At 41.4% G+C, this 25421-nt stretch carries 21 protein-coding genes and 1 other RNA gene; 8 read left to right on the top strand and 14 right to left on the bottom strand.

Annotation, left to right across the window (positions count from 1 at the left end; genetic code table 11):
- Positions 1-46 precede the first annotated feature (46 nt).
- Positions 47-556 (top strand): diguanylate cyclase domain-containing protein, encoded by a 510-nt coding sequence (locus tag L884_RS0115005; RefSeq protein ID WP_028768257.1) that lies wholly within the window; start codon positions 47-49, stop codon positions 554-556.
- A 394-nt stretch (positions 557-950) separates the two neighbouring features.
- On the opposite strand, the gene L884_RS0115000 is transcribed toward L884_RS0115005, so the two are convergent.
- The 10 genes from L884_RS0115000 to L884_RS0114955 all read right to left on the bottom strand — a co-directional run bounded on the left by L884_RS0115000 (position 951) and on the right by L884_RS0114955 (position 14541).
- On the bottom strand, positions 951-2198 hold the full coding sequence (locus L884_RS0115000) for a tetratricopeptide repeat protein (protein ID WP_028768256.1): 1248 nt from the start codon (positions 2196-2198) through the stop codon (positions 951-953).
- 2 nt (positions 2199-2200) lie between these two features.
- Positions 2201-2821, bottom strand: coding sequence for an energy transducer TonB (locus L884_RS0114995; RefSeq protein ID WP_028768255.1), 621 nt, complete (start codon positions 2819-2821; stop codon positions 2201-2203).
- A gap of 1 nt (position 2822) precedes the next feature.
- Complete coding sequence (locus tag L884_RS0114990; protein WP_028768254.1) at positions 2823-3227, bottom strand: ExbD/TolR family protein; 405 nt, start codon at positions 3225-3227, stop codon at positions 2823-2825.
- 13 nt (positions 3228-3240) lie between these two features.
- Positions 3241-3765: a MotA/TolQ/ExbB proton channel family protein gene (locus tag L884_RS0114985; protein ID WP_028768253.1), complete on the bottom strand. Its 525-nt coding sequence runs from the start codon at positions 3763-3765 to the stop codon at positions 3241-3243.
- Complete coding sequence (locus tag L884_RS0114980) at positions 3765-5120, bottom strand: MotA/TolQ/ExbB proton channel family protein (protein WP_028768252.1); 1356 nt, start codon at positions 5118-5120, stop codon at positions 3765-3767. Before L884_RS0114980 ends, L884_RS0114985 begins: the two co-directional genes overlap by 1 nt.
- Positions 5120-5902, bottom strand: a complete 783-nt coding sequence (locus L884_RS0114975; protein ID WP_028768251.1) for a DUF3450 domain-containing protein — start codon at positions 5900-5902, stop codon at positions 5120-5122. Before L884_RS0114975 ends, L884_RS0114980 begins: the two co-directional genes overlap by 1 nt.
- 1156 nt (positions 5903-7058) lie before the next feature.
- On the bottom strand, positions 7059-9107 hold the full coding sequence (locus L884_RS22190) for a TonB-dependent receptor domain-containing protein (RefSeq protein ID WP_156925697.1): 2049 nt from the start codon (positions 9105-9107) through the stop codon (positions 7059-7061).
- Positions 9108-9235: 128 nt separating this feature from the next.
- Entirely contained in the window at positions 9236-9925 is a 690-nt protein-coding gene (locus L884_RS23435) for a TonB-dependent receptor plug domain-containing protein (protein WP_156925696.1), read from the bottom strand.
- A 752-nt stretch (positions 9926-10677) separates the two neighbouring features.
- A complete protein-coding gene (locus tag L884_RS0114960) occupies positions 10678-11892 on the bottom strand; it encodes a porin (protein ID WP_028768250.1) in 1215 nt (404 codons plus the stop codon).
- A 234-nt stretch (positions 11893-12126) separates the two neighbouring features.
- Positions 12127-14541: a DNA polymerase II gene (locus L884_RS0114955; protein WP_028768249.1), complete on the bottom strand. Its 2415-nt coding sequence runs from the start codon at positions 14539-14541 to the stop codon at positions 12127-12129.
- Positions 14542-14641: 100 nt separating this feature from the next.
- On the opposite strand from L884_RS0114955, the gene dinG reads away from it, so the two are divergent.
- The 6 genes from dinG to L884_RS0114925 are packed head-to-tail and all read left to right on the top strand — an operon-like array spanning position 14642 to position 20093.
- A complete protein-coding gene (gene dinG, locus L884_RS0114950) occupies positions 14642-16714 on the top strand; it encodes an ATP-dependent DNA helicase DinG (protein WP_028768248.1) in 2073 nt (690 codons plus the stop codon).
- Between the two features lie 8 nt (positions 16715-16722).
- Positions 16723-17496 carry a sulfite exporter TauE/SafE family protein gene (locus tag L884_RS0114945; protein ID WP_028768247.1) on the top strand — a complete coding sequence of 258 codons (774 nt, stop codon included), beginning with the start codon at positions 16723-16725 and terminating at the stop codon, positions 17494-17496.
- On the top strand, positions 17493-18155 hold the full coding sequence (locus L884_RS0114940; RefSeq protein WP_028768246.1) for a primosomal replication protein: 663 nt from the start codon (positions 17493-17495) through the stop codon (positions 18153-18155). The genes L884_RS0114945 and L884_RS0114940 overlap by 4 nt, the downstream gene beginning before the upstream one ends.
- Positions 18156-18164: 9 nt before the next feature.
- Positions 18165-18869, top strand: a complete 705-nt coding sequence (locus L884_RS0114935) for a DUF2057 domain-containing protein (RefSeq protein WP_028768245.1) — start codon at positions 18165-18167, stop codon at positions 18867-18869.
- A gap of 15 nt (positions 18870-18884) precedes the next feature.
- Positions 18885-19790, top strand: coding sequence for a histone deacetylase family protein (locus L884_RS0114930; RefSeq protein WP_156925695.1), 906 nt, complete (start codon positions 18885-18887; stop codon positions 19788-19790).
- A gap of 42 nt (positions 19791-19832) precedes the next feature.
- Entirely contained in the window at positions 19833-20093 is a 261-nt protein-coding gene (locus tag L884_RS0114925) for a late competence development ComFB family protein (RefSeq protein ID WP_028768243.1), read from the top strand.
- Between the two features lie 141 nt (positions 20094-20234).
- On the opposite strand, the gene ffs is transcribed toward L884_RS0114925, so the two are convergent.
- Together ffs and L884_RS0114920 are read right to left on the bottom strand one after the other, a co-directional pair.
- Positions 20235-20331: signal recognition particle sRNA small type (ffs, locus tag L884_RS22905), an RNA gene on the bottom strand.
- Positions 20332-20511: 180 nt separating this feature from the next.
- The gene (locus tag L884_RS0114920) at positions 20512-20814 is read right to left on the bottom strand and encodes a ComEA family DNA-binding protein (protein WP_028768242.1); all 303 of its coding nucleotides are present in this window, start codon (positions 20812-20814) and stop codon (positions 20512-20514) included.
- A gap of 428 nt (positions 20815-21242) precedes the next feature.
- Here L884_RS0114920 and L884_RS0114915 point away from each other — a divergent pair, with 428 nt between their 5' ends.
- Complete coding sequence (locus L884_RS0114915; RefSeq protein WP_374991369.1) at positions 21243-22592, top strand: SLC13 family permease; 1350 nt, start codon at positions 21243-21245, stop codon at positions 22590-22592.
- A gap of 48 nt (positions 22593-22640) precedes the next feature.
- On the opposite strand, the gene L884_RS0114910 is transcribed toward L884_RS0114915, so the two are convergent.
- Together L884_RS0114910 and L884_RS0114905 are read right to left on the bottom strand one after the other, a co-directional pair.
- On the bottom strand, positions 22641-23819 hold the full coding sequence (locus L884_RS0114910) for a trans-sulfuration enzyme family protein (protein ID WP_028768240.1): 1179 nt from the start codon (positions 23817-23819) through the stop codon (positions 22641-22643).
- 490 nt (positions 23820-24309) lie between these two features.
- The gene (locus tag L884_RS0114905; protein WP_028768239.1) at positions 24310-25416 is read right to left on the bottom strand and encodes a TIGR01620 family protein; all 1107 of its coding nucleotides are present in this window, start codon (positions 25414-25416) and stop codon (positions 24310-24312) included.
- Positions 25417-25421 lie beyond the last annotated feature (5 nt).

The raw sequence follows: 25421 nt of genomic DNA, 5'->3' as shown, positions 1-25421 counted from the left end.
ACTTAATCTGAGATCCCACAAACCTTGTGTAACCTAGGAGCCTTTGATGATTTATTCATTCAGTAACTCTGGCTTTAGGGATCCTGAAACAGGCGTTTATAACCAAACCTATTTTATGGAGGTCTTCAATCGCGAATGGCATCGCCACATACGTGATCAACAAAGTGTGGCTTTATTGTATCTATGCCCACACATTCATGAAACTATTTATCAACCAAAATTGTTAGAATTATTCATGAAGCAGATCCAGCAAGCCTTACTAAGAACCACTGATTTACTAGCAAGGTTGGATAACCAAGTTTTTGCCTTAGGCTTATTCGATATTAATGAGGCCGGGATCCACGTTGTATTAAAGCGGCTAGAATCGCAAATTGTCGAGTTTAACCAAAACCTCTTATCACAAAGCTACAACCCTATCGAATACCAATTAGCTGGCTGTGTATGCAAACCACATAAGGATCTATATTTAGATAAGCTATTTAACACGGTTGAAAAGCATACTCGGCAATCACCAATTAACGGGAAAGCAAAAGTTATTGAGTTTTATACCAATTAATATAAAGATTTGATCGCTCAGCGAGAATTTACCGTCACTGAGACAAGGTCATTAAGTGCTCCTGCTTTAATGACATTTGCTGCATCCATGCAGCTCGTAACAAATGAAGAGCATAGTTGCAAAGTTGCTCTACGTTCAAGCTTCCTCTTTTTATCAAGAATCGCAGGTTAAGAGCCGCTAAAACTCCCCATTCTGGAGCGTTTTTGACTGCCTACTTCTGCGTTGAATAACTTCACAAGGGAGCAACCATTCTTTCAGTTATTCGCCTTGAATTAGTTTGCCAAAAATAGCTCTAAGTAGCTCAACTGCTTATACTAATTGGTATTAGAGACTTGCATTTGATATTAGAAAATAAAAAAGCCCCTATAAAGGGGCTTTTTCGATATCAGTTAAATTAAAGGCTCACGTTATGAACGCGGGCTTTCTCTTTAATATAAGCGATATAGCTTTTAGCTGAGCGTGCAGTTTTCTTATCATTAGCTGCAAGTTGTGCATACTTATATGCTGACTTGTATTGCTTCTGATTTAAGTAAGCTAGTGCCAGTTCAAATTGAACTTCACCAGGACTCTTAACTCCTGCATCTAAAGCCTTTCTTAACGCTGTAATAGCAGACTTATGCTGACCATCTAACGCTAAAATACGACCTTGTCTTAGATAAAGTTTACCTGAATTATTGATTTCAGCAGCCTTACCATATGTTGCAGCAGCTTCTTTTAGCTCCTTAGCATTATGATAAAAACCTGCAAGAGTGGTTAAACTCTTTTCATCTTCTTTAATCAATCCAGACTTCATGTGCTTAGCAAAAATCTGTGACGCATTATATGGCGAACCATTTTGAGCCAACAGCTGAGTCAGACGCGTAATATTACCCGCTGTCTCCAAAAAGCCATTTTTGTAAGCTAAGTCATATGTTGCCAGTGACTTAGTGTAGTCTTCGGTCATCAAGTAAAACTGTGCCAACTGAACCCACAAGCGCTTGTCGTCTTGGAACAAAGGAACCATGATTTCAAGAACTTTAACTGCATCTTTATACTTCTTTTGATTGAAGTAAGCAGTTAGTTTCATTTGGTACAAGCCTTTATCCGGCTCTTTTGCTAATGCTAAACCTTTATCAGCAACTTCTAGTACTTTGTTCCACTCTTTCTGCTCTGAATACGCAATACCGATACGACGGTAAACTTGCGGATCTTCTTTACAGGTAAACTCCATCCACTTGTAATACATTGGGATAGACTCTTTAAACTTTTTCTCTCCGATTAGGAGATCAGCATAGAGTCGTAGAGTTTGAGCGTGGTCAACACCGCCTAGAATATCAGCATCTACCGCAGACTTAAGGTACTTAATAGCAGTACCCATTTGGCCTTTTTCCGCATAGAAGTTACCTAACATGCGGTCGATATACGCTTTATCAAAATCGTTTTTAGCATTGGTCTCTAGAAGAATCGAGATAGCTTCATCTAGATTACCTTCAGTGTACGCTTCAAAAGAACGTTGTACCTTCTTTGAAGCGCTTTGACCTACTGCTTTAGATTTACGCTTTTCAATTGGGCACTTCTCAGCAGCATAGGCTACTGGAGCTACCGCAACGCTTCCACCTAAACAAAGTAACAGGGCAGCGGCTATAGAATTAACTTTAGTCATAATTATCTGCCTCCTTTGTCTAATGTGAAGTCAAGTTGAACAGTCATGCCAGGTTGCTTAAGGGCTTTACCATCAACAATCTTTGGCTTGTACTTCCACTTTTTAAGCGCTCGGCGTGCTTCTTTGTTAAATAAACGCTTCGGTTCAGCTTTAATCACCTTAACGTCTTCAACACCACCTAGCTCGTTAATCGTAAAGCTAAGTTGTACCCAACCTTCTTTACCATCTCGTGCTGCAGCAATTGGATACTGAGGCTCGATTCGAACGATAGGTGTAGCATCACCATCTCGCGTCATCATGTTGCCTAGTTTAAATCCAGTATTTGCTCCACCGGCTTCAACTCCACCCATATTAAATGACATATTTGTATCAATGTCAGATGAACTATCTGGTGGCGTAGTATCCGGCTTTGGCGGCTGCTCTGGGGGTGTAGGCGGTTTAGGCTTAACCCTTGGCTTATTCTGCGCAGTTGCGTCATCTCTGTTCATGGTAATTTCAATGACAGGAGTCTCTGTCGAGGTTTCGTGGCGGGTTGGACCGCCACCTACCAAGAAAGCCATGAAGACAAACAAAGCAAAAGTCACAGCAGCACCAATTATCAGTGATACTATTCCTCTCAGCATATTATTCGTTCCCCGCCGATACAGATATCTTATCAATACCTGCAGCTTTAACGTTATCAAGCACCTTAACCACTAAACCATGTTTAGCTTCTTGGTCAGCTTGAATCAATACTGCTGCCTCTGGTGCTTCTGCAAGCATACGTTCAACGTTTGCAGTTACACGCTCGATATCAACTTGACGATTTTCCATCATGATGATACCTGTCTTGCTCACACCGATGAAGATGTTTGCTGAAGGCTTCTTCGTCGCTTGTGATGCTTCAGGCTTGTTATAGTCAAGACCTGATGGCTTTACAAACGATGTTGTTACAATAAAGAAGATAAGCATGATGAACACGATGTCTAGCATCGGGGTCATATCGATCTCAGCTTCTTCTTCTACGCTTGAATGCTTTCTACGTGCCATGTTCAATCTCTCTCTAGTGGTGCGGCATGCTGTCTTTTAGCTTTGCTAAACTGATTTTCATTTTTGCATCAAGACGCGTACTAAAGAATACGCCTGATAATGCTGCTACCATTCCCGCCATTGTCGGCATGGTTGCCATTGAAATACCAGCTGCCATCATACGAGCATTACTCGTCCCATGAACTGCCATCACATCGAATACTGAAATCATACCGGTTACGGTACCTAGTAGACCAATCATTGGACAGATTGCTACTAAGGTTTTGATAATCAGCATACGTGCAGTTAAATCTTGCTTCGCTTGGGATACCCAAGCTTCACGGATGCGGTGTGCATACCAAGAGGTAGAATCCTCTCGTGCTTCCCATGCGCTAATGATTGCTTTGTGCTGTTTTGGTGACACCCAGTTAAGGTACCAGTAACGCTCAAGCATCAATACCCACATAACAAACAATACACCAGCCACTAACCAGAGGACGTCGCCCCCGGAGGCCATGAAGCCCCTGACGGAATCCCAGATATCCATCAGGAATAACATTAGGCTTCCCTCTTCTCAGCGTGAGCAGCTACGATACCAGCACTTTGCTCTTCTAGTACCTGTACAATTGACTTGCTACGTGCAGTTACAATTGCATGCATTAGCATTAGCGGTAGAGCAGCAACTAGACCTTGAACCGTTGTCATAAGTGCCATAGAGATACCACCAGCCATTAGCTTAGGATCACCTGTACCGAACAACTGAATGCTTTGGAAGGTTGCAATCATACCTGTTACTGTACCTAGTAGACCCATCATAGGTGCGATAGCCGCAAGAACCTTAATGATAGAGATACGTGATTCTAGTGCTGGCGTTTCTTTCAGAATTGCTTCATCAAGTTTCAGCTCTAGTGTTTCAACATCAACATCTTTGTTGTCTTGGTAAGCTTTAAGTACACGACCTAGTGCGTTGTTACCTGGGTTATCAAGGTTCTTACGCTGAGCCTTAACTTTAGCACCAACTACACCTAGAGTGATTAGACGCTCGATAGAGATTAGAGCACCAAGTGCTAATAAGCCCATGATGATGTAACCAATTGTACCACCGGCTTCAATACGCTCTTCAAGGGTCGCTTTACCAGTGAAGATATTCAGTAGCGTACCGCGTACTGGGTCAATATAAACTGCCGCAGTACCAGAGGTAGTGTTTTCAAACGCTGCTGCAGATTTTACTTGGTAAGCGTCAGGCTGTTGTGAAAGTTCCTGAATTAAGCTTAGTTCAGGGTTATAAACAACATACTTGCCGTCAGCGATTAAGTTATAAGCACCGATACGAGTAATGGTCGTGTTTTTAACGTTGCCGTCGATACCTGTTACAGTACCTTCAAACTTAACAACTTTACCTGACTCAGCCATTTCAAACAGCTGCTCTTCCCAGAAACGTTCTAGTTCGTTGATTTTTGGAAGCTGCTTACGCGCACCTAGATCTGCGATGAATACATCACGGCCTGGGTACTGTGCAGAAACGTTTGAACCAACTAGCTTACCAGCGAAATCGCCCGCGTCGCCTTTAACAACACCAAACATTTCACCTAAGTCACCTTCAGCAACTTTAAGATCTTCTTCTAACTGAGCAATTTTACGCTCGTTATCTAAGAATGCTTGGTTTAGGTCTTTACCGCGTTGACGTTCAGCAGCTAAAGCGTTTTTCTCACGCTTTAGTAATGCCGCTTTATCGCCACGTTCATTTTTAAACTCTTGCTCACGCTTAGCGTTAACTTTAGAAGCGTTTGCGCGATCAGTTTTAACTTGATTAAGTAGTTGATCAATTGTCTTAGGTGCAGTTTCTGCATATGCGATACCAGCAGATAATGACAGGCTCGCAGCAACAATTGCTGTAGTGATAAACTTCTTCATTATTGTGCAGCCTCCGCAGCAGGAATTGGTAACGAGAATAGATCCGGTGCGCCTTGTTTACGAGCGATACGGATACCTTTAGTTAATTCGCGTAGGTGGCTATCAGCTAGCGGTTCCCAAGCTTTAGTTTCTTCGTTATACATCCAAGCAGACTTGCCATCTAGGCTTTGGGCATAAAGTGCAACACGACCTAGGTTGAAGAAGTCAACAAGTACTTCTTTGCCATTTAGCTCTAGCTTGCCACTTTTAACTGCAATTGCTGCACCGTATTCACGCTCAATTGAGTATGCATCAAGAATTAGACGATACTTTTCTGCAAGCGTAACTTCAGCACTGTTAAGTAGTTTCTTTAGGTTTTCAACACGCTCTGTACGAACTTCAGTGTTGAATGGTAGGTCAAGAGCCACAAACTGCTCTAGCGCATCAACCATTTTAAACATCAATGGCACAACGCCTTGACGTAATGCATCAACACCGTTGATGTCATCTTGAATTAATTTCATTGTAGCTTCTTGGTCTGCAACCAAGCTTGCTACGTAGTCGTTGTAGGATTTCAGTGATTCACGTTCATCAGCAACTGACCCATACTCGAACAACATGTCCTGAGCCTGATCAAAATACTTATCAACTTTCTTCTGAGACGCAGCAGCTTCAGTATGAATTTTACTGTCAGCGTTCTGAACGTCTGAAAGAGGATCGGCAATCACTAAGTTGCTGCCTGCTAAGGCTAGTGCGCCAATGAGCGCTGTAGCGATTTTTGTTTTATTGCTTACCTTGGACATAGTTCCCAACCAATTTGAAGTGATTAAAAAAGCTTTAACTTATCAACAACAGGGTGCGTACGCTTATTTTGCTTTAGTTCCCTATTGCCTAAGCCTGTCTTTCTATTGTGATTGTTAATTATTATCTTCCCTTTTCTACATCTTCGAGGATGTAGACCCGCTGGCATCATTTCACAAAATGTTGACCTGTGTCAACATTCGAAAACGCCAAAAACTGTCAGAAAACGAGCTTAGAGGATGAAAAACAGCCAAAAGGTAGGTTTTAAAAATTATTGTGTAAACGAAATTGATAACAAAAAAAATGCAAGGCTGACGCTAAAAGGTTAAGTGCATGATAAGATGAATAAATACGACAAACAAAACTAAACCGCATTTTAACAAAAAATTAACAGATGCATTTTCAACTGTCACCCTTCATTAAAAATAGTTCTACTCGACAAAGCATTTATAATACGAGATATCTAAGATAAACATTTGCCTATATTGCACTATGTAGATCAAACCACAACTTTAACAACGCTCGTTCTTTAGTAACCTCTCAGTTGGCTTGAACCATCAACAAAGACCATACTGTCAACTCTGAAAATCTGAACCAGATAGGATTAGTGCACTATTTTAATAGGATATTGTTCCATCAACTCACCGCTTTTTACCGAATTCAAAATAGCCGCCATATAGCGCTCAAAATTGATAATTCACCTATAGTCAACATTCCACCAAATTGACCATACTCTAACACTTGTTTTGAGCTTATCTAATGATTGCAAAAAACCAAGTTAACTAATCTAATCCGAAAATTTGATTATTTTAGATGTTTATCCACAATTTAGGGTCAAATCAAAATAATACCAATTAGTATTAGAAGTTGATCGACTCAGAGGTATTTTAGAAAACTAATTCAACACGAATAACAGGATGAATGGTTACTCCCTTGTGAAGTATTTCAACGCAAAAGTAGGCAGCGAAAAACGATCCTGGACGGAGACTAAATATTTATACTGAATAGCTACAAATTCTAGTGCATCCTTTACAAATGAATTTGGCTTTAAGCAACCTCTTCCATGAAACCTAGCAATACTCTTCATCTAAATATTTATTGCAAAAAAAAACCGCTAACTTAATGTTAGCGGTTTCTATTACAACAAAGAACTAAACATTAGAACTTCTGGCTAATACGTGCAAACCAGCTACGTCCAAATAAACGGTATGTACTTTCATCTGTACTACCATTAAACGCAGGCTCGATATACGGCGGTTGCTCATCACTAATATTGGTAACACCAACACTGATCTTAGTGCCGAAATCAAAGTTATAAGCCACTGTCACATCATGGTAGACAAATGAATCAACTTCATATTGGTGATTACCTTTACTTGGATCGTTAGGATCGTTTGGAGTAGTTCCCCAATAAGTTAAATCATCATATTCAAGACCCGAGATATAGTTCATGTTATAACTAACAGTAAGATCTTCCCAAGTGTAACCTGCTGTGAAGTTAAGTTTATCCGTCGCATAACTTGTGTCATTTTTGAAACGACCATTAAGATCTTCCATTTCAAAAACATTTGTAGTTGCGTTATAAACTTGGTTTTCACGCTCAAGGAAGTGAGTCCAAGAAAGGTTGAAAGCAAAGTCTCCAGCAAGAGCTTCTAACGCATAGTTAGCTTCAACGTCAACACCTTTAGCAGTCATACGACTTAGGTTTACTGATTTTTCGTTAATATAACTAATTTCACCGTTTGTTCGCTCGATGTTATCACACAGTGAAGAAACACCACCTAGATAACAACCATCTAATGAATCACCAGCACTGATTGAGTCAATAACATCATCTAGTTCAATAGCCCAGTAATCAACTGTTAGTCCCAAGCCTTCTACAAAGTTAGGTGAATATGCTACACCTACAGTGAAAGTATCGCCCTCTTCAGGTTGTAACTCTGGATTACCACCAGTTTGCGCTAACTGCTGTGAATCAGTGTTATTGCTACCGCCAACAGGTACACCATCAGCAATACAATAGCCCTGCTGAGTGCTTGTTAGCTCGTTCCAGTTTCCTGAACGACATGGATCTGTAGCACTTGGGAATGAATCAGATTCCGGTGCGTATAAAGAACCAATTCCAGGAGCACGGAATACGGTGCCGTAGGTACTGCGGAACAATAGGCCGTCAATGATTCCCCACTCTAGTCCTAACTGATAGGTAGTTGATGCGTCGAATGCATCAAAATCATCATAACGAATACCCGCTTTAAGATCTAAACGTTCAACTGCTGGAAGATCAGCTAGAACAGGAATAACAAATTCACCGAAAAGACTGTTTACTTCTAAAGATCCAGAAGTACCTTTACCTTTATTGCCGGTTACTTCACCCATAAACTTACCTGAATCATTAACAGCATTCAGTTCTTCTTTACGGTATTCGTAACCTAAACCACCAGAAAGAGTACCTGCTGGCAATTCAAATACATCGCCACCAACAAATGCAGTAACTGTTTGAAGTGTGTAAGTTGAAGAATCAATTAACGGAGCAGAAACATAATCAAGCATTTCTTGCGTAACAGAACCTGGACCGCCAAATACGTTCATTGAAACACAGTCAGCAATAGGTGCATCTGGAGTACCACAAACAATATCACCATCAGCATTTTGGAACGAAGGTCCCATAGCCTTAGCTAGGTTTGGTCCGTATAGTTGACCAAAGTCAGTAGAGGCTGTAGAGCTATGTCCATAGTTATAGTTAACATCGTAGTAATAGTTATCACCGATATCACCCTCAAATCCGATAACTTGCTGGAAACGTGTAACATCTTGCTCAAAACTACGACCGCCCTCTAACATACGACGACGTGAACGCAGAACGTCTTCACCGAATGGGTTATAGAAGTTATCTCTAGATACACCATTAAATGATGTGCCATCTGGAGTTACACCAGTATAAGCAGGGTCATAACGCGTATCGTATGGCACAGCTGCTAATTCTTGGCGAGATTTACGGTGGTTGATACGTGTCTCAGAATAAACAGACACATTCTCGTTGAAATCAAAATGACCTTCTACGAAAAAGTTCAATTTTTCATAAGGTGTTTGAAGATAGTTTACAGGGTTGTAGTTATAAGTATCTGCATCAGTGAAGTCACGCATATCATCAAGAGATGCAATACCACCATCACATACGCCGTTAGTTTGGCTTGGACCTGACGCCAAATAATACTGACCACAAGGTGTTGATCCACTTCCGAGGAAGTATGCATTTGAATCAGGACCTTCACCAATTAAGCCATTTTTCCAGAACGACTCTTCAGCCTCTGCGCCAAAAATAACCCAAGGGTTGTTTAAAAAGTCAACATCTGTATCACCTTGGCATCTGTATCACCTTGGTAGACTTCATCCTGCTTAACATAATCGACACCGACTACAAGATGACCATCATCGAAGGCTTTACCCGCTACTAAACTAAAGCTGTTTTGTTGGTTTGCATCTACATCAAATGAATTACTTGTCTGGAATGTAGCCTCAATTCCTTCAAAATCACGACGTGTGATAATGTTAACAACACCTGCTACAGCATCTGCACCGTATGTTGCCGAAGCACCATCCTTTAATACTTCAATACGCTCAATCATTGAACTTGGAATTGATTGAAAGTCAGAAGAAACAGGTCGACGTCCGTTAACCAAAACCAAAGTTCTAGAAGAACCAAGACCACGAAGCTCTACGAAAGTACCACCGTTACCACCATTGTTAGTTGTAGTCATAGCTGGTGAACCAGACATAACTGCACTATTTTGAAGGAACTGACCTACGTCTTGAATCCCCTGAACAGCCATTTGTTCAGCTGTAATAGTAGTCATAGGTGAAGCTGTTTCTAGATCAGTTCTTTTAATACGTGAACCAGTTACTTCAATACGTTCTACACCATCTTCATCAGCAGCCACAACTGCTGGAGCGGTAAACGCGGCAGCCATAGCACCACTAACAAGCGCGAAACGCACTGAGTTAGCTAATAAATTACTCTTATGCATTGTAAATCTCCCTGGACTTTCTTTTATTTTTTTAGCTCTTCTGTTCGACTTTTATATTTAAATACTTGTTAAATCGAACTTGAATTTGCACACAAATAAAAACATATCAGAAACATTTTTACAACACTTGTATTAATTAAAAATTCACAGCAATAACTTTGCAGTAAACACTAATTTAGCGAGCGCTAATGACCACTGTTTATTTAGAAGGCTACCCTTCTTTAATTGTAGAAGCATAAGAATGAAAACATTAGAAAAACGCGAAACAGACAAGCAAGTAAGCGATTGATTAAAAAGCAATTTAAATCAAAGCTTAATTTAAAGGAAGGAATAGAGAAACAATGTGCGTTTGTCCCCTTAGACTGGCAAGTGGTAACTTTTAAAATAAAAGAAATGCAGATAGTACTACGTAAAACCAGGTTTCTACCACACGACGTGTAACATATTATTTACAAGGTGACAATGCAACAAAAAAGCACGGGGATACATATAGTTATCATGAATAATGTGCACTTAGCACGCAATAAATAGTTACCCCACCTAACTGAGCATAATTTAGCCGCAAACCTAAAGATTGCCAATTAACAGGCTGACATTTCTTTGGCTCGTCAAACAATTGACGAGATTTTTACAATTTATACCACTGCATCGAAAAGCCAATTTTAGACAAAAACAAAAAACCGAGCCCTTTCGGAGCTCGGTTTTAAATTATCTTAACTATATATTAGCTAAGCGTTAAGCTGACTGCTTAATTACAAAGTGTAACGGATACCAATTGCGATGCCGTCATCTTCAGACTTAGCCATTGCTTCTTCGTTAGCACCTGAGAAGTCACTGAAGTCTTTACGACCTTCTAGGTAAAGTACTGTGTTTGAGTCCCAAACATAGTGCACACCAGCTACTGCGAACTGACGCTTGAATACATCACCATCGTATGCAGCTTCGTACTCATCACCCGCTTCTAAGATGTTGTAAGAAACGAAAGTACGGATACCGTTTTCAAACTTGTAAGAAGCTAGAGATTCAAGACCCCATGCTTCTGGCAACATACGACCTAGGTTGTCTGTATCGTGGAACTCTTGCTTGTTTACGTTAAATGCAGCGTATACACCTTCTGCATCCCAGTTACCCCAAGTCGCACCCACACCGTAGATAGAATCTGTTTCAGTTAGACGTTTACCAGCTGAAGTTGTTGCTTCAAACTCACCTAAGTTGAAACCAGCAGTAAGTGTTAGCTTGTCAGTAACGTTATAAGTTGCTGCACCACCATATGTGTAGTTGTACTCAACTGTTGTTACTGAGTTTTGTACGTTAACACCTGCAGCCTTAACATTCATAAAGCTAGCAGTTGGTAAGATTGGGCTAGAAGCACCTGGTACTTCATCAACTTCAAACTCATCTTGCTTTAACTGTGCTTGTAGCGCAAAGCTGAAATCACCAAACGCATTACGGTATTGAACAGTTTTATCACCGCGACCAGTACCATTTACAGCACCATCAGCTTTGTTGTAGGTATAAGTACCTGAAGCGTTACCATCCCATACAAAACCATAGTTAGTGTTATAAACTACGTCGTACCATGCGCCCCATTGCTTACCAATGGTGATAGAACCATAAGTGTCATGAGCTAAACCAACATAACCTAGGCGGTTGTTTAAGAAGTCGCTGCTTTGAGATGCAAAGTTACTTTCACTGTTATAGACAATATCAGTGTTACCGAATGGGTTAATGCCCCACTCAAGTTTTGTGTAAGCTTTCCAGCCGTGAGTCATTTCACGAGTAAAACCGAAGTTGATACGAGATGCACCATCAACCACTTCTGTAGAACCTTGAGTGTTAATCACTCGAGCATCGATAAAACCACCAATTTCAACCGCATTTTTGTCATCTTTGTAGATTTCAATTGCTGATGCTGTTGGCACAAATATTACTGCGGCCAAAGCCGATGCTACTAAAGTCTTTTTCATTTAATTTGCCTAACCTTAATGTTGTTCAGTCTGCTTCATTCAAATCGTCTTCCATTCCGTTGTTTTCTTTCTATCCTGATTAATGCGGAGATTAGCAAAAGATTATCTACCACTCAAAGACGAACATCACACTATTTGCTAGTTTTTGCACCTAATTAACTAGCAAATACAGAACAAACAAAAGATTAAACCAACCGTTAACATTTAATTAGCCGTGGATTAATAACAAAACCCTTAAATTAACGACATCTGCGCTGAGGTTATTTCGATGAAATTAGTTTTCAAAATAGTAAGAACAGGCTCAGCTATGGGTTCTAATTGCCTTGATAAATAATATTCATAGTCAATTGCGCCAAGGCAGTGCCCCATCGGTTCGGCGCCATTAACCGTCATAACATATTCGATTCTTGAACCACGTTTAGTATACTGCTCATCTCCGGTCACCTGCCAAAGCCGACGCGCAGCTTTTAAATGGGGGGCAGATTTAGCAGTATAATCCTCTAGGTTGCGTCTTAGTGATTTGGTAAAAACTAGCTCATCGTCAAGCTCGCCTCGATTCAGCTGTTCAGTAACCTCCTTCAAGTAAGCAACAACATCTTGCTGGTTAAATAAACGCTGGTATAACTCATACTGAACCCGACGTGCTAAAGGAGACCAATCACTACGTACTTGCTCCATGCCTTTAAAAATCAGTTTAGGTTCACCGCCAGAATCACTCTTTATACCCACATAGCGCTTTTTAGAACCTTCAACAGATCCTCTTAATGTCGGCATGAAAAAGTGTTCAAAATGGGTTTCAAACTCAAGTTCTAAATAACTAGTTAACGCAAACTCCTGCGCTAACTTTTGCTGCCACAATTGATTAATTTTGTCGGCTAAGTATCGACCTGTTTGTTCTATCAAATTAGCGTCAAACTCATTACCTAACCAAACAAAGGTCGAATCTGTATCACCGTAGATCACATCATAACCCTCAGCCTCAACCCAACGACGAGTTTGCTTCATAATTTCATGGCCTCGCATCGTAATTGAACTAGCAAGCCTTGCATCATGAAACACGCAACCACGAGATCCCAGCACGCCATATAAAGAGTTCATAATGATTTTAATCGCTTGAGATAAAGGCGCATTACTATGGGATTTAGCCAATTCGCGTTGCTCTGACAGCTTTTTAATCAACATAGGCAAAATGGGCTGGTTGCGGCTAAAGCGTCCACCAAGAAAACCGGGAACTGTTGACTCTTCAGCTAAAGTAAGCCCTTCGACTAAACCTTTAGGATCAATCAAAAAGGTACGGATAATTGAGGGATACAAGCTCTTAAAGTCTAAAACCAGAATATGTTTGTATAAGCCTGGCACAGAATCCATTACATAGCCGCCAGGACTCTCAATACCATCGCTAGCTGGCCGACTTGGCGCCACAAAACCACTGCGATGTAAGTGTGGTAAATAAAGATTATTAAACGCAGCAACCGATGCGCCAACCCGACCAAGTTCAAGGCCAGTAAGTTTGGCGCGCTCAAGTACAAAATCAAATAGTTGGGTTTTCTCAAAAATATCCCAAACAAGACGGCTATCAGTAATGTTGTAGTGAGCAAGCGCTAGTTTATCGTTATTAAATAAGTCATTAATTTCATCCATACGATTGTCAACGTTATGAATGGCCTTACCTTCATCAAGTAAAACTTGCGCAACATGCTCTAAAGAATAGCGGTCGAATTGATAAAAAGCCGCCTTAAGCCAATCTATACCATCTAATACCACCCTACCCGGTAAAGACAAAGTTTCAGGGCGATATTTATCCTCAACTTTCCAACTAAGCGGCTGCTTATCGCGACCTATAGTTAGCGCTATACCATGATGCTTAGCTCTACGATACAGCAAGGCTAAATCAAAAGTGACCACCGCCCAGCCAATAATGATGTCGGGATCATATTCAGCAAACCAAGCAATCAAGCGTTCAATTAACGCCAGCTCATGTTCAACCCACTCAATATAATCAGTCTCGATATTATGCTCTAGACCTTGTTCTAGTTCAGGCGGAGTGCCCACCATAATCACTTTTCGATAAACAACGCCTTCAGCAGACTGACCGTAAAGGCCAACGGAATAAAGCTCTCCTGAAAAACTACACTCAAAATCAAGCGATATTGCACTCAAATGTATATTGGTTTCAGCTTGCCTTGCTCTAGTGGCAATAAAAACAGGCTCAGCTGAGGTTTGACCGATCATTTCAGCAAATTGACCATAAAACTCAACATCTAATGCAATAAAGCGTTCAATTAAGAACCGATGTTCAGCCTTAATATCCGCTTCAAAAAGCTCTACATCAAGATCTTTACAAGTTCGAACTAAATTGCGCAACTGACGTCCGTCAGCACAATACAAAGCGATAACTGACTCACCGCTAAAGCTGGTTAATTTAACCGCGGCCGATCTTACTCCTTGCACAGCATCGGTTGACGCAAGCACTGAATAATCACCGGATTTGATAAAACACACATGCTCTTGCTCCAGTACCTCAACAGTTACTGGGCCACTCTGTGTTTGAATAAAATACTGTAAAACTAACTGGCCTTGTCGGTGAATAGCATGCCGAGTTAACACTCTGCCCTTAATCAGTTGTTGCTCATTCACCGCTATTTTCATATTTAATTCTCAATTAAATTCACTAATCATCACTAAACGCTTCTTAGGCTAAGTAATCACTGTTATTATGTACAGCACTATTTATTAGCTTAGTGCATTCATGTTAACCGCAGACGTTAAAACCCAAATTCGGACCATATATAAAGGCATTTCAACCTCCTTGCCTAACTTTCGCCCACGCCGCGAACAAAATTATATTGTGGCAGAAATCTCCAAAACGCTCGCTGGTGAATATGACAAGCAGCGACGGATCATTGTTGTTGAAGCCGGCACGGGTATTGGTAAGTCTCTTGCTTATATTCTAGGTTCAATCCCCCTTGCATTAGCCAGTAAGAAAAAAGTTTGTATTGCAACTGCGACTGTGGCACTACAAGAGCAATTGCTACATAAAGATCTACCGTTTTTTCTGCAACAATCAGGTCTGGACTTTACCTTTGGTTTAGTAAAAGGTCGCCAGCGTTATGTTTGTTTGTCGAAATTAGAGATGTTAGTTGGGCCTGATAACAGCAGCCAGATGGCGATGTGGCAAACCAAGCCGGATCAAAGCCAAGTCGATATGCTAGAGGGGCTATTAAAAGACTATCAAGATGGTATATGGAACGGCGAACGCGACACGTTAACTAAGCCTATTGCCGATCATTTATGGCAACAAATTGCCTGTGATAAGCACAGTTGTCACCGTCAGCTTGCAAGCCATCGCAACTGCCCGTTTCATAAAGCTCGCGAAGATATCGACACTTGGGATGTATTAATCGCCAACCATAGTTTGTTATTTGCCGACTTAGAGCTGGGTGGTGGGGTAATTCTGCCTGAACCAGAAGATCTCTATTACGTCATCGATGAGGCCCATCATTTACCCATTGTTGCCCGAGATTTTAGTAGCGCACAAGCCACTATTCGCGGTGCCAATGACTGGCTAGAAAAACTCACTAAAACCACTAGCAAGCTGCAGAATCAAATTAAGAGCAACTATATTATTGCTCCTGCGCAATCCATGCTGGACCATATAGGTGACATTGCTGGGATGCTCAATCAAGTTGGCCAGTTTTGTGATGCACAATCGGCCAAATTTGATAACCCAGAAAACCGTTTTCGCTTTGAACATGGCAAACTACCAGCTGCGTTAATGGTACTGGCTGAAAATTTAGCTACAGCGTCTAATCTTGCGCTCAAACAATTTAATAAAATGGTATCGCTGTTAAATGAAGCGATTAAAGATGGTGAGCTCCCTAAGCACCAATCTGAAGCCTTGTTATCAGAAACAGGCTTTATGCTGCAGCGCTTAGAAAATCTGCAAAAGCTTTGGAAAATGATGGCTAAGGAAGACAGCCCCAAAGGTGCGCCAATGGCTCGCTGGATTGAACAATTAAGTGGCAAGCAAGCTGACTACTTATTTAATGCATCGCCTATTGAAGTCGGCTTTATGCTTGAAAACCTATTATGGGATAAAGCGGCTGGCGTGGTGTTATGCAGTGCAACCTTGAGAGCTCTCAATAACTTTAACCACTTTACTCACCAAGTAGGCTTATCGATAAATGACGGCAGCCGCTATTTGGCCTTAGATTCACCTTTTGATTTTGAGCAAAATGCTACACTCTTTTTACCTAAAATGGATTGTGAGCCGACAGATGATAAATACACTGACGAGTTAGCAAAGCACATCGTTGCCCTTGTTGAGGATGAATCTGCAAGCCTAGTGCTATTTGCATCATACTGGCAAATGGAGAAAGTAGCCGATTTAGTTGAATCGAAAATCAAAACGGGCTTACTTATCCAAGGTACTATGCCAAGGCAAGAGATCTTAAAACAGCACAAAGCGCGCTGCGATGCAGGTAAACCGAGTATTATCTTTGGTACAGGTAGCTTTTCTGAAGGTCTCGATTTACCCGGAGAATACCTGACTAACCTTATTATTACTAAATTGCCTTTTGCAGTACCAACATCACCCGTTGAGCAAGCTCATTCGGAATACATTAAAATCAAAGGCGGAAACCCGTTTTTGCAATTAACCATTCCAGATGCGTCACGTAAACTAGTGCAAAGCTGTGGTAGATTATTACGTAAAGAGCAAGATTACGGCAGAATTACCATTCTTGATCGACGTTTAGTGACCAAGCGTTATGGCAAGTCACTGCTAGATGCTTTGCCGCCATTTCGCCGTGTGATTGAATAGGATAAATATTGGATTTACTACTCGACCCAAGCAGTTGGGCCATACTTGCATTAGTCGGTTTTATCGCCGGGTTTATTGATGCGGTGTCAGGTGGCGGTGGGCTATTATCAATCCCAGCCCTTTTAACCATGGGCGTATCACCACATATGGCCCTTGGCACCAATAAATTAGCAGCAAGCTTTGGCTCGTCGATGGCAGCTTATACTTATTATAAGCAGCGTTTATTCACTCCATCATTGTGGTACCACACTTTTATCGCCACATTTATAGGCGCTGTATTAGGGACATTTATTGTCTACCTAATTGATAACCAATGGTTAGAAAAGTGGCTGCCGATTATGATTATCGCCATTGCGCTGTATACACTATTTCAGCCCAATGCGATGGGAGACAATAATCATAAAATACCGACTCGTCGCAAGAGCAAAATCAAACAATGGTTACAAGGTTTACCCTTAGGTTTTTATGACGGCTTCGCAGGCCCTGGCATTGGGGCTTTTTGGACTGTTTCTAGTACCGGCCTACATCAACTACCATTACTCTATAGTTGTGGCCTTGCCCGTGCTATGACCTTTACCAGTAACCTTACCTCACTGATCATCTTTATCGCATTAGGTAAAGTGCATATTGGCGTAGGTTTATCTATGGGCCTTTGTATGATGGCAGGCTCCTACTTGGGAGCACATTCAGCCATTAAGTTTGGTCTGCCATTTATCCGCCCAATTTTCATTACCGTTATACTATTAATTGCTGCGCAATTAGTGTGGAGTGCTTGGCTATGACCAATGAGCAACTTGTGGCAAAACTGAAGCAACAGTTGAAACAGTTAGAACAAGAAGTGTTACAGCACGATTCGAAGTTGCCACCGGGCCAACGAAAGATGATGCAAGATGTTGAACGCTTTAACAGCGAACTGTTTATGCAGGTCGGTGGGCAGCTGCAGCCGTGTATTGAACAGTTAGCGAAAAATATCACCCAGCTAGAACAACTATTAAAAGCAAAACGCTCGCATTACACCATAGTATCGAGTTGTGAAAAAATTCAAGATAGATTTAGCGCGTTAAGGCGTGCACTATCGACCACCAGCATTAATGTCAAATCCATTGAGCAACAAAAACGTAGTCGACGCGCCTATGCGATTAAGCGCGGTAATAAAGCCCACGCCGAAAGTGGCTTTAGCTGGATAGCGTCAAATGTGATGCAAAATAGCCATCAACTCTATGAAGAGCTTAATAAACATTTGAACTGGGCTAAGATTATTGAACAAAAAATTCAAAATTTGCAATCTTCACTTGAAAACTGTCATAGTGCTGACAAAATCAAGTTGCAGCATGAGATTTTATCGCTGCATAGTCGACTAGGAAAATGTCGCCAAGCGACCAGTTATATTGAAGATCGCATTCAATTATTCGAGCGACCGTTTAAAAGTCAAAATCGTTAAGGAACAATCATGAAACCACGTTTAACTATTACCGCACTTCTCGCTCTTTGTGGTTCTTCAGCCGTTTTTGCTGCAGACTTCAATATCCCAATGGCTTTTGAATACATAGCTGTTGATGGTAAAGAAGTTGAAACCAGTCTATTTAACCACAAATCAGAAATAGAGCTAGATCAAGGCACCCACAAAATCGCCATTCGTTACAACGACCTTGTTTCTGATGACTTCAGTGATAGTGAAACAAATATCAAATCAAATGCTTTTATCGTAACGATTGATGTAGACGGCGACTATAGCTACCAACTTAAACCTGCTGATGGTGAGTTCGTCAAAAATCCAAAGAGTTTTGCTAAAGCACCTCAGGTAGTTATAACACGTGAAGACAAAGGTAGCGTTAACTACAAGGTAACCCAAACTAATATTGGTGAAGAGTCGTTTGTTTCCCGCTTATTCAGTGGCAACAACCCAACCGATGTTGAAGCTGAAGCAGCCGCAATTACCAGCGCAGGCGCAGCAGCGGTTGCAGCAACGCCAACCGCACCAGTCAGTAAACCTTCTCCGGCCGCAGCAGCAACCTTACCTGAAACAACAAAGGCTGCGCCAGCTGCAGCAACAGCTGACACGGCAAAAGCAGAGCAAATGCTTCAATATTGGTGGCTACAAGCTGACGAGCAAACTCGAAAAGAGTTCATGAGTTGGGCAATTAAACAGCTATAAACCTATAGCATAGTCATGCTGCCATTAATCTATCACGCCAGCTACTCTAAGCTGGCGTTACCTGCTACACACCAATTCCCAGGCTCAAAATACCAACATCTATATGAATACCTTATTGAGCAAGGTATTGCACTCAGCAGCCAATTTCTTGCGCCAGAAAAGGTCACACAAAAATATCTCACCCAACTTCATGAACCCAGCTATGTTGCAAGTTTTATTGACGGCTCAATTGATAGTAAAGCCCTACGGCGTATTGGATTTCCATGGAGTGAAGCATTAGTCGAACGCACGCTTTTTTCTGTTGCGGGTACAGCGCTCACCTGCGAGCAAGCTATTGAGCATGGCTGTGCCCTTCACTTAAGTGGTGGTTACCATCATGCTCACCATGAGTATGGCAGTGGTTACTGTATCTTCAATGATCTCGCCCTTGCGGCCATACACAGTCTGCAAAACGACAATATTGAAACTGTACTTATATTTGACTGTGACGTTCATCAAGGCGATGGCACTGCGACTATTGTGCAATCCAATAGCAATATCATTACCTGTTCACTACACTGCCAAGAAAACTTCCCTAGCCGCAAACAACGATCAGACTATGATATTGAGATAGCTCGTGGCACTGAAGATAAACAATACTTGGAAACGGTCACTCAAACATTGGCTTATTTAATCAGGTTACATCAACCTGATCTCATCATTTACGATGCAGGCGTCGATATTCATCAAGATGATCGCCTCGGATATTTACAGATCAGCGACCAAGGACTTCTCGAGCGTGACAAGCTGATATTACAACAAGCAAAATCAGCCAATATCCCGATTGCTTGTGTGATAGGCGGCGGTTACAGTAAAGATATTACAAAGTTAACTCAGCGACATAGTCAGTTGTTCATCGCAGCCAATGACGTGTGGCAGTGACGTTAAACTAGCAATAGTTTGTATAGTAACAAGGGAAGAGCCATGCAATTAGAGATCAGAAACTATTACGAAGTATTATTACTCGAAATGTTGTCAGATGAAGGCTTACTTGACGAACTACCTTCTGACTATCTCGCCGACCTTTGTTGTATCACCCTTAACCAGCTGCCAACACGTTATATTCGCCATCTAGTTGATACCTATTTCTTTGAAGATTATAACGAACTGCAGCAAATGAAAGATGAGATCCAAAAAGCACTAGAAAAGTCACGAGCGTTTTTGAAAAGCAATAATAAACGTTAAACAAGGAGCTTATTCTGTTTTGATTGAGGTGGTCCAAACGAATTGTACAACTAGGCCGATTTAAGATAAAAGACTGAAAGCACAGCTACATGATCTATTAAAGTCAGGAGTTTATTACTTTTAAGGGGAGTTTTGGAGGCTCCCCTAGAGCCACACTCCGGCACATGAGTCGCCTGCTGCGGTTGCTCCCTTCCGGGCCTGGCCGAGTTCACAAGTTATCATTGCGGAGGGACCCTAGGGTCACCATAGATTTCATTAGAGCCCAGCCCTAAAGAACGACTGCATTATCTATTATGCATCCTCAGCAATCAAGTGATTATCGCTTAACTTATGCGAGTTTTAGTTCAATCGACGATTCTATAAACAAAAGCCCTTAAAAAAGGGCTTTTTATACGCTTGAAAGCGAGTAATCGATATACTAGAGACTTAAATTGGCTCTGTTCTTATCGATCAATTTGTCACCAATACCTTTTACTTCATTTAGTTGCTCAATAGATTTAAAGTTACCATTCGCTTTTCGGTACTCGACAATTGCCTGAGCTTTAACCTCACCAACTCCATCTAATGCTGCTAGCTCTGTAACGGTAGCGCTGTTTATTTTTACTAAGCGGGTTTGGCTATTCTCTTGCTTAGCAGCAACATCCGTAACTTTAGGTGCAGCTTCAACTGAAAATACAAGTAAACTTGATAGAAATAAAACAGATAAAATAGACTTATACATAAGTGCTCCTTATTTTTCCATGTATTAATGGCCGTCAATCCTTTTCCTTGGCCACTAGTAAAAGGTAGATCATAGTTCAGCTTTTATCCATCAAGTGCCCACCATCACATCAGACCAGCAACTAAAGTGACCGCGATCACATTATGGATATTACAAATAACTTTCAGTTACTTGAGGTCCTTATCAAATATTCAATGATTTGATGAGTGAATTCCGAAAAATCAGCACAGTCAGCCCGAACTCAGCTCGCATTTTCACCACTTTGGTGAGTCACCTCACTTTTTTTATCGATCGAAACTGAAAATTTTTAACGCCCCTACAGATTTTGAAGTTAATCAAAGCTGAATTAGAGTGAGCCAACTTAAAATAATAAGGGCATTCAAATGTCATTTGAATCAACCAAAATACCCGACTCTACCGATAGTAAAATGTCTAAACAGCAAAAGAACTTAATCATTCTCGCTGCGGATATTCTGTTGTTGTTTTTAATGTATAATTTTCTTCCTTTTGAACAAGGTGTTAATACTGGCTTAGCCATGTTGGTCTTTGCAGCAATCTTATGGCTAACTGAAGCTATCCACATCAGTATTACCGCAATTCTAGTGCCGATCTTAGCCGTACTATTTGGTGTTTTTGAAACCCAGTCTGCAATGAGCCACTTTGCTAACCCGATTATCTACCTTTTCTTTGGTGGCTTTGTGTTAGCTGCTGCGCTGAACCATCAAGGTATTGATAAACTGATTGCCCAAAAAGTACTTGGTGCCTCTAAAGGCCGTTTATCTGTGGCGTGTTTAATGCTATTTGGGATCACTGCTGGCCTTTCTATGTGGATCAGTAACACTGCGACGACAGCAATGATGCTGCCTCTGGCACTGGGTATCTTGCATCAAATTGATATTAAGAAGCATAAAAGCACTTATCTATTTCTATTGTTAGGTATTGCCTACTCTGCCAATATTGGTGGTATAGGCACTTTGGTTGGCAGCCCACCCAACGCAATTGCTGCCGCACAAGTTGGTTTGTCGTTTGCTGATTGGCTTGAGTTTGGTTTGATCACCGTCGCTATCATGTTACCTATGATGTTAATTGCCTTGTATTTATATCTAAAGCCTGATCTTTCTATGGTTTGTGAGATAAAAACAGAAAAGCAATCACTCACTTTTCAAGGCCAACTTACCTTACTTATTTTTCTCAGTACTGTTTGTTGCTGGATCTTCAGCAAGCCGATTTCTCAAGCACTAGGCGGGATCTCAAAGTTCGATACCATAGTTGCGCTTAGCTCGGTTGTGCTATTAGCTGGCCTTGGTTTGGTAAAGTGGAAAAAAATCGAGTCAACAACAGATTGGGGAGTACTCATCTTATTCGGTGGCGGCCTAACGCTCAGTGCAGTGTTAAAAGCAACCGGTACTAGCGTATTTTTAGCTCACTGGATAACAGACATCTTTGGTAATACCCATATGGCACTATTTACATTTGCTGTGATTGCCTTTGTTGTGATGCTGACAGAGTTTGCCAGTAATACCGCTAGTGCTGCATTGTTAGTACCTGTATTTGCAGCCATTGCCGAAGCACTTGGGTTATCACCTGTAATGTTATCTGTATTAATCGGTATCGCTGCTTCTTGTGCCTTTATGCTTCCGGTAGCTACCCCACCAAATGCAATAGTATATGGTTCAGGCTACATCAAGCAGTCTGAAATGATGAAAGCCGGGGTAATCATTAACTTTATTAGTATGGTTGTACTTTACATCATCGCCCACACATTCTGGGAGATCTAATAGATAAGCCCTGCCATAAGGCAGGGCTTTTATTCACTTGTTCAGCCATTAGAGCCGCGCTAAACCATCTGCCAAAGCTTGAATAATGTCCTCAGCAGATTCCAACCCTACTGATATTCTAAGCAAATTATCTGTGATACCCGCCAACTCGCGTTGCTCCTTAGTATAGGGAGAGTGCGTCATCGAAGCAGGATGCTGAATTAATGACTCGGCATCGCCTAAACTCACAGCAATTGAAAACAGCGATAACTGGTTAATAAATTGCAGCGATTGCTCAAATCCTGCGATCAATTCAAAAGCAATGACACCACCCGCTCTGCGCATTTGCCCGCCAAGCAAAGTGTGGCCTGCATGACTCTTCAGCCCTGGGTAATACACTTTGGCGATTTTAGGATGCTGCTCTAGGAATAGCGCGACTTTTTCAGCATTTTCGCAATGTCTTGCAATTCGCACATCTAATGTTTTTAATCCACGTAAAATTAACCATGCATCATGAGGAGAAAGCACTGAGCCAATATCTTTTAGCACTTCGTATTTAATTACTTGCATCTGCTCATCACTTGCACAAATGAGCCCAGCTATTACGTCGCCATGGCCATTTAAGTACTTGGTCGCACTGTGTACCACAATATCAATGCCATGCTTAATCGGTTGCTGCAGCAAAGGCGTCATAAATGTATTGTCCACTATGCTTATCAAATCATGCTGCTTCGCAATACTGGCTATCATATTTAAATCATAAACATCTAAATGCGGGTTAACCGGAGTCTCACAAAAAATCACTTTGGTGGTCGGTCGTATTGCGGCAATTATCGCGGCTCTATCGTTGAAGTTAACTAAGCTAACCTCAATACCAAATTTGCTGAGCTGGGAGTTCATCAACGAAAAAGTACAGCCATAAACCGCATTGGATGCCACTAGATGATCGCCACTTTTTAAGTTAGCGAGCAGTGCCGCCGATACAGCAGCCATACCAGAAGCCGTTGCAGCTGCGGCTTCACTGCCCTCTAAAGCAGCGATTTTCCTTTCAAGCTCGGCAGTTGTAGGGTTGCCCAGCCGAGTATAAATATAGCCGTGTTCATCACCAGAGAAGCGGGCTCCTCCCTGCTCGGCATTATCAAAAACAAAGGTTGCACTTTGACACATAGGGCTGACCAATGCGCCTGTTTCATTTTTTTCATGCCCTGCGTGGATAACCTTGGTTGCCAGCTGCCATTTATCTTGCATACATTTTCTACCTTTGGTTAAAAGCGTTTCATCAACTCTATTCACCTTGCTATTAATTTAGATACAGAGTTTTTAGGGTTCACTGTTACTTAAAACTGCAGAAGTAACGACAAAGATTGGCTATAGACAAGTCTCAAGATGAACCAAGCGAATCGAATTTGAAACTGAAAGGAGATAATTGACACAAGTCAAAATGTAAACAAAGTGTTACATGGGGAGGTGGGGTACAAAAGAGTTTTTGCCAACAATAATGAGCCGCTGAATTAACTAAAAAGACTAACTCTATCTGGTCAACTTCGCTGAGACTAGCTCAATAAAGCAAGGCTATCTAGCACTTCTTATACCAATTAGTATAAGAAGTTGATCTACTCAGAGCGACCAAGTCTTTATACTAATTGGTATTAACATCAGGATGAGCAGTTACCAAGGCCTCCCCTAACGCCGACGCTAAATAAACAATTCAACTGTGACACTGATTAGCAAAAAATCACTAGCTGCGTTCAACTTTCTCGGCTTTGACGCTAGGCTTCATCGTTTTGTTCAGCACGCTTGATGAAAGCTCTTTTAAACTCAGCAACAGCTCTTTATGAATACTCGATAGTTTTGGTTTAGAAGTCGGGCTAAACGCAAGCGGGCGGCACAGTGCCATTGCCTGATAGCCTAACCTTGCGGTTAACAGTCCGCCGCCTAAGCCTTGCCCAAGACGGGCCGATAATTTACCTGACATTTCAACAGACAATAACTGCGTACCTAAATCAGTCACAATTTCACTTGAGCCTGCATAAATAATATTACTTATAATACCGCGGATAAGTTTGACTCGACTCCAGTAACCCAGCTCAATACCGTAACATTTTGCCAGCTGATTTATCATGCTTTGGTTACGCCATAATATGATTGCCATATCTAAAACAGCCAATGGGCTAGCAGCTAAAAGTAGCGCTGATTCTTGAGCAAAACGGCGCACTATTTTCTTGGCCGCTAGATCTCGCTCCGTGAGTACGATTTCGTCAAACAACATTAGCTTTTCAGCGTCGTTTTGCTCAAGTGTCAAACTCTGCTGAAACTTGGATATTGCGGCTGAACTTGGTAACTTTGCTGTAATGGAGCTGATAAACTCATCAGCTTCCCCCATTTGCATGCTGTGCAATAAGCGTTGACCGACCACTTGGCTATCTTCAACCTGCTTTAATGCCTTTAGCTGACGCCATTCACTTAAGGCAACTTTACCAGCCCACAACACCACTAACGTTGTCACACTGGCATATAGACTGAACAACCAAGTACTTTGCATAAATGCAGCTTGTAGCCCAAGTATCGCTTCAACAGTTACCAATAAAGCAATACCAATTAAACACAGTTTAGCTAGCTTACTCGGTTTGTTCTGTGCAGCTTTGTGTTTGCTAACATCGACACTTTCAAAGCCTGAGAGGTGCTGCTCAATCGTTTTTTCTAACTCAACATCAGTTAGTGGCTTGCCCTCAATAAATTCAACATTTGATTCGAAGCTGACAGATCCAGCAAAGCTTTCTTCTGGGATCTGTTCTTGCGAATCAAAACGTTGTTGCTTCTTAATCAACGGCTCATCTTGAGACATAACTA

Source organism: Shewanella fidelis ATCC BAA-318 (assembly GCF_000518605.1).
GTDB lineage: Bacteria > Pseudomonadota > Gammaproteobacteria > Enterobacterales > Shewanellaceae > Shewanella > Shewanella fidelis.
This window is presented reverse-complemented; position numbering and strand designations above follow the sequence as displayed.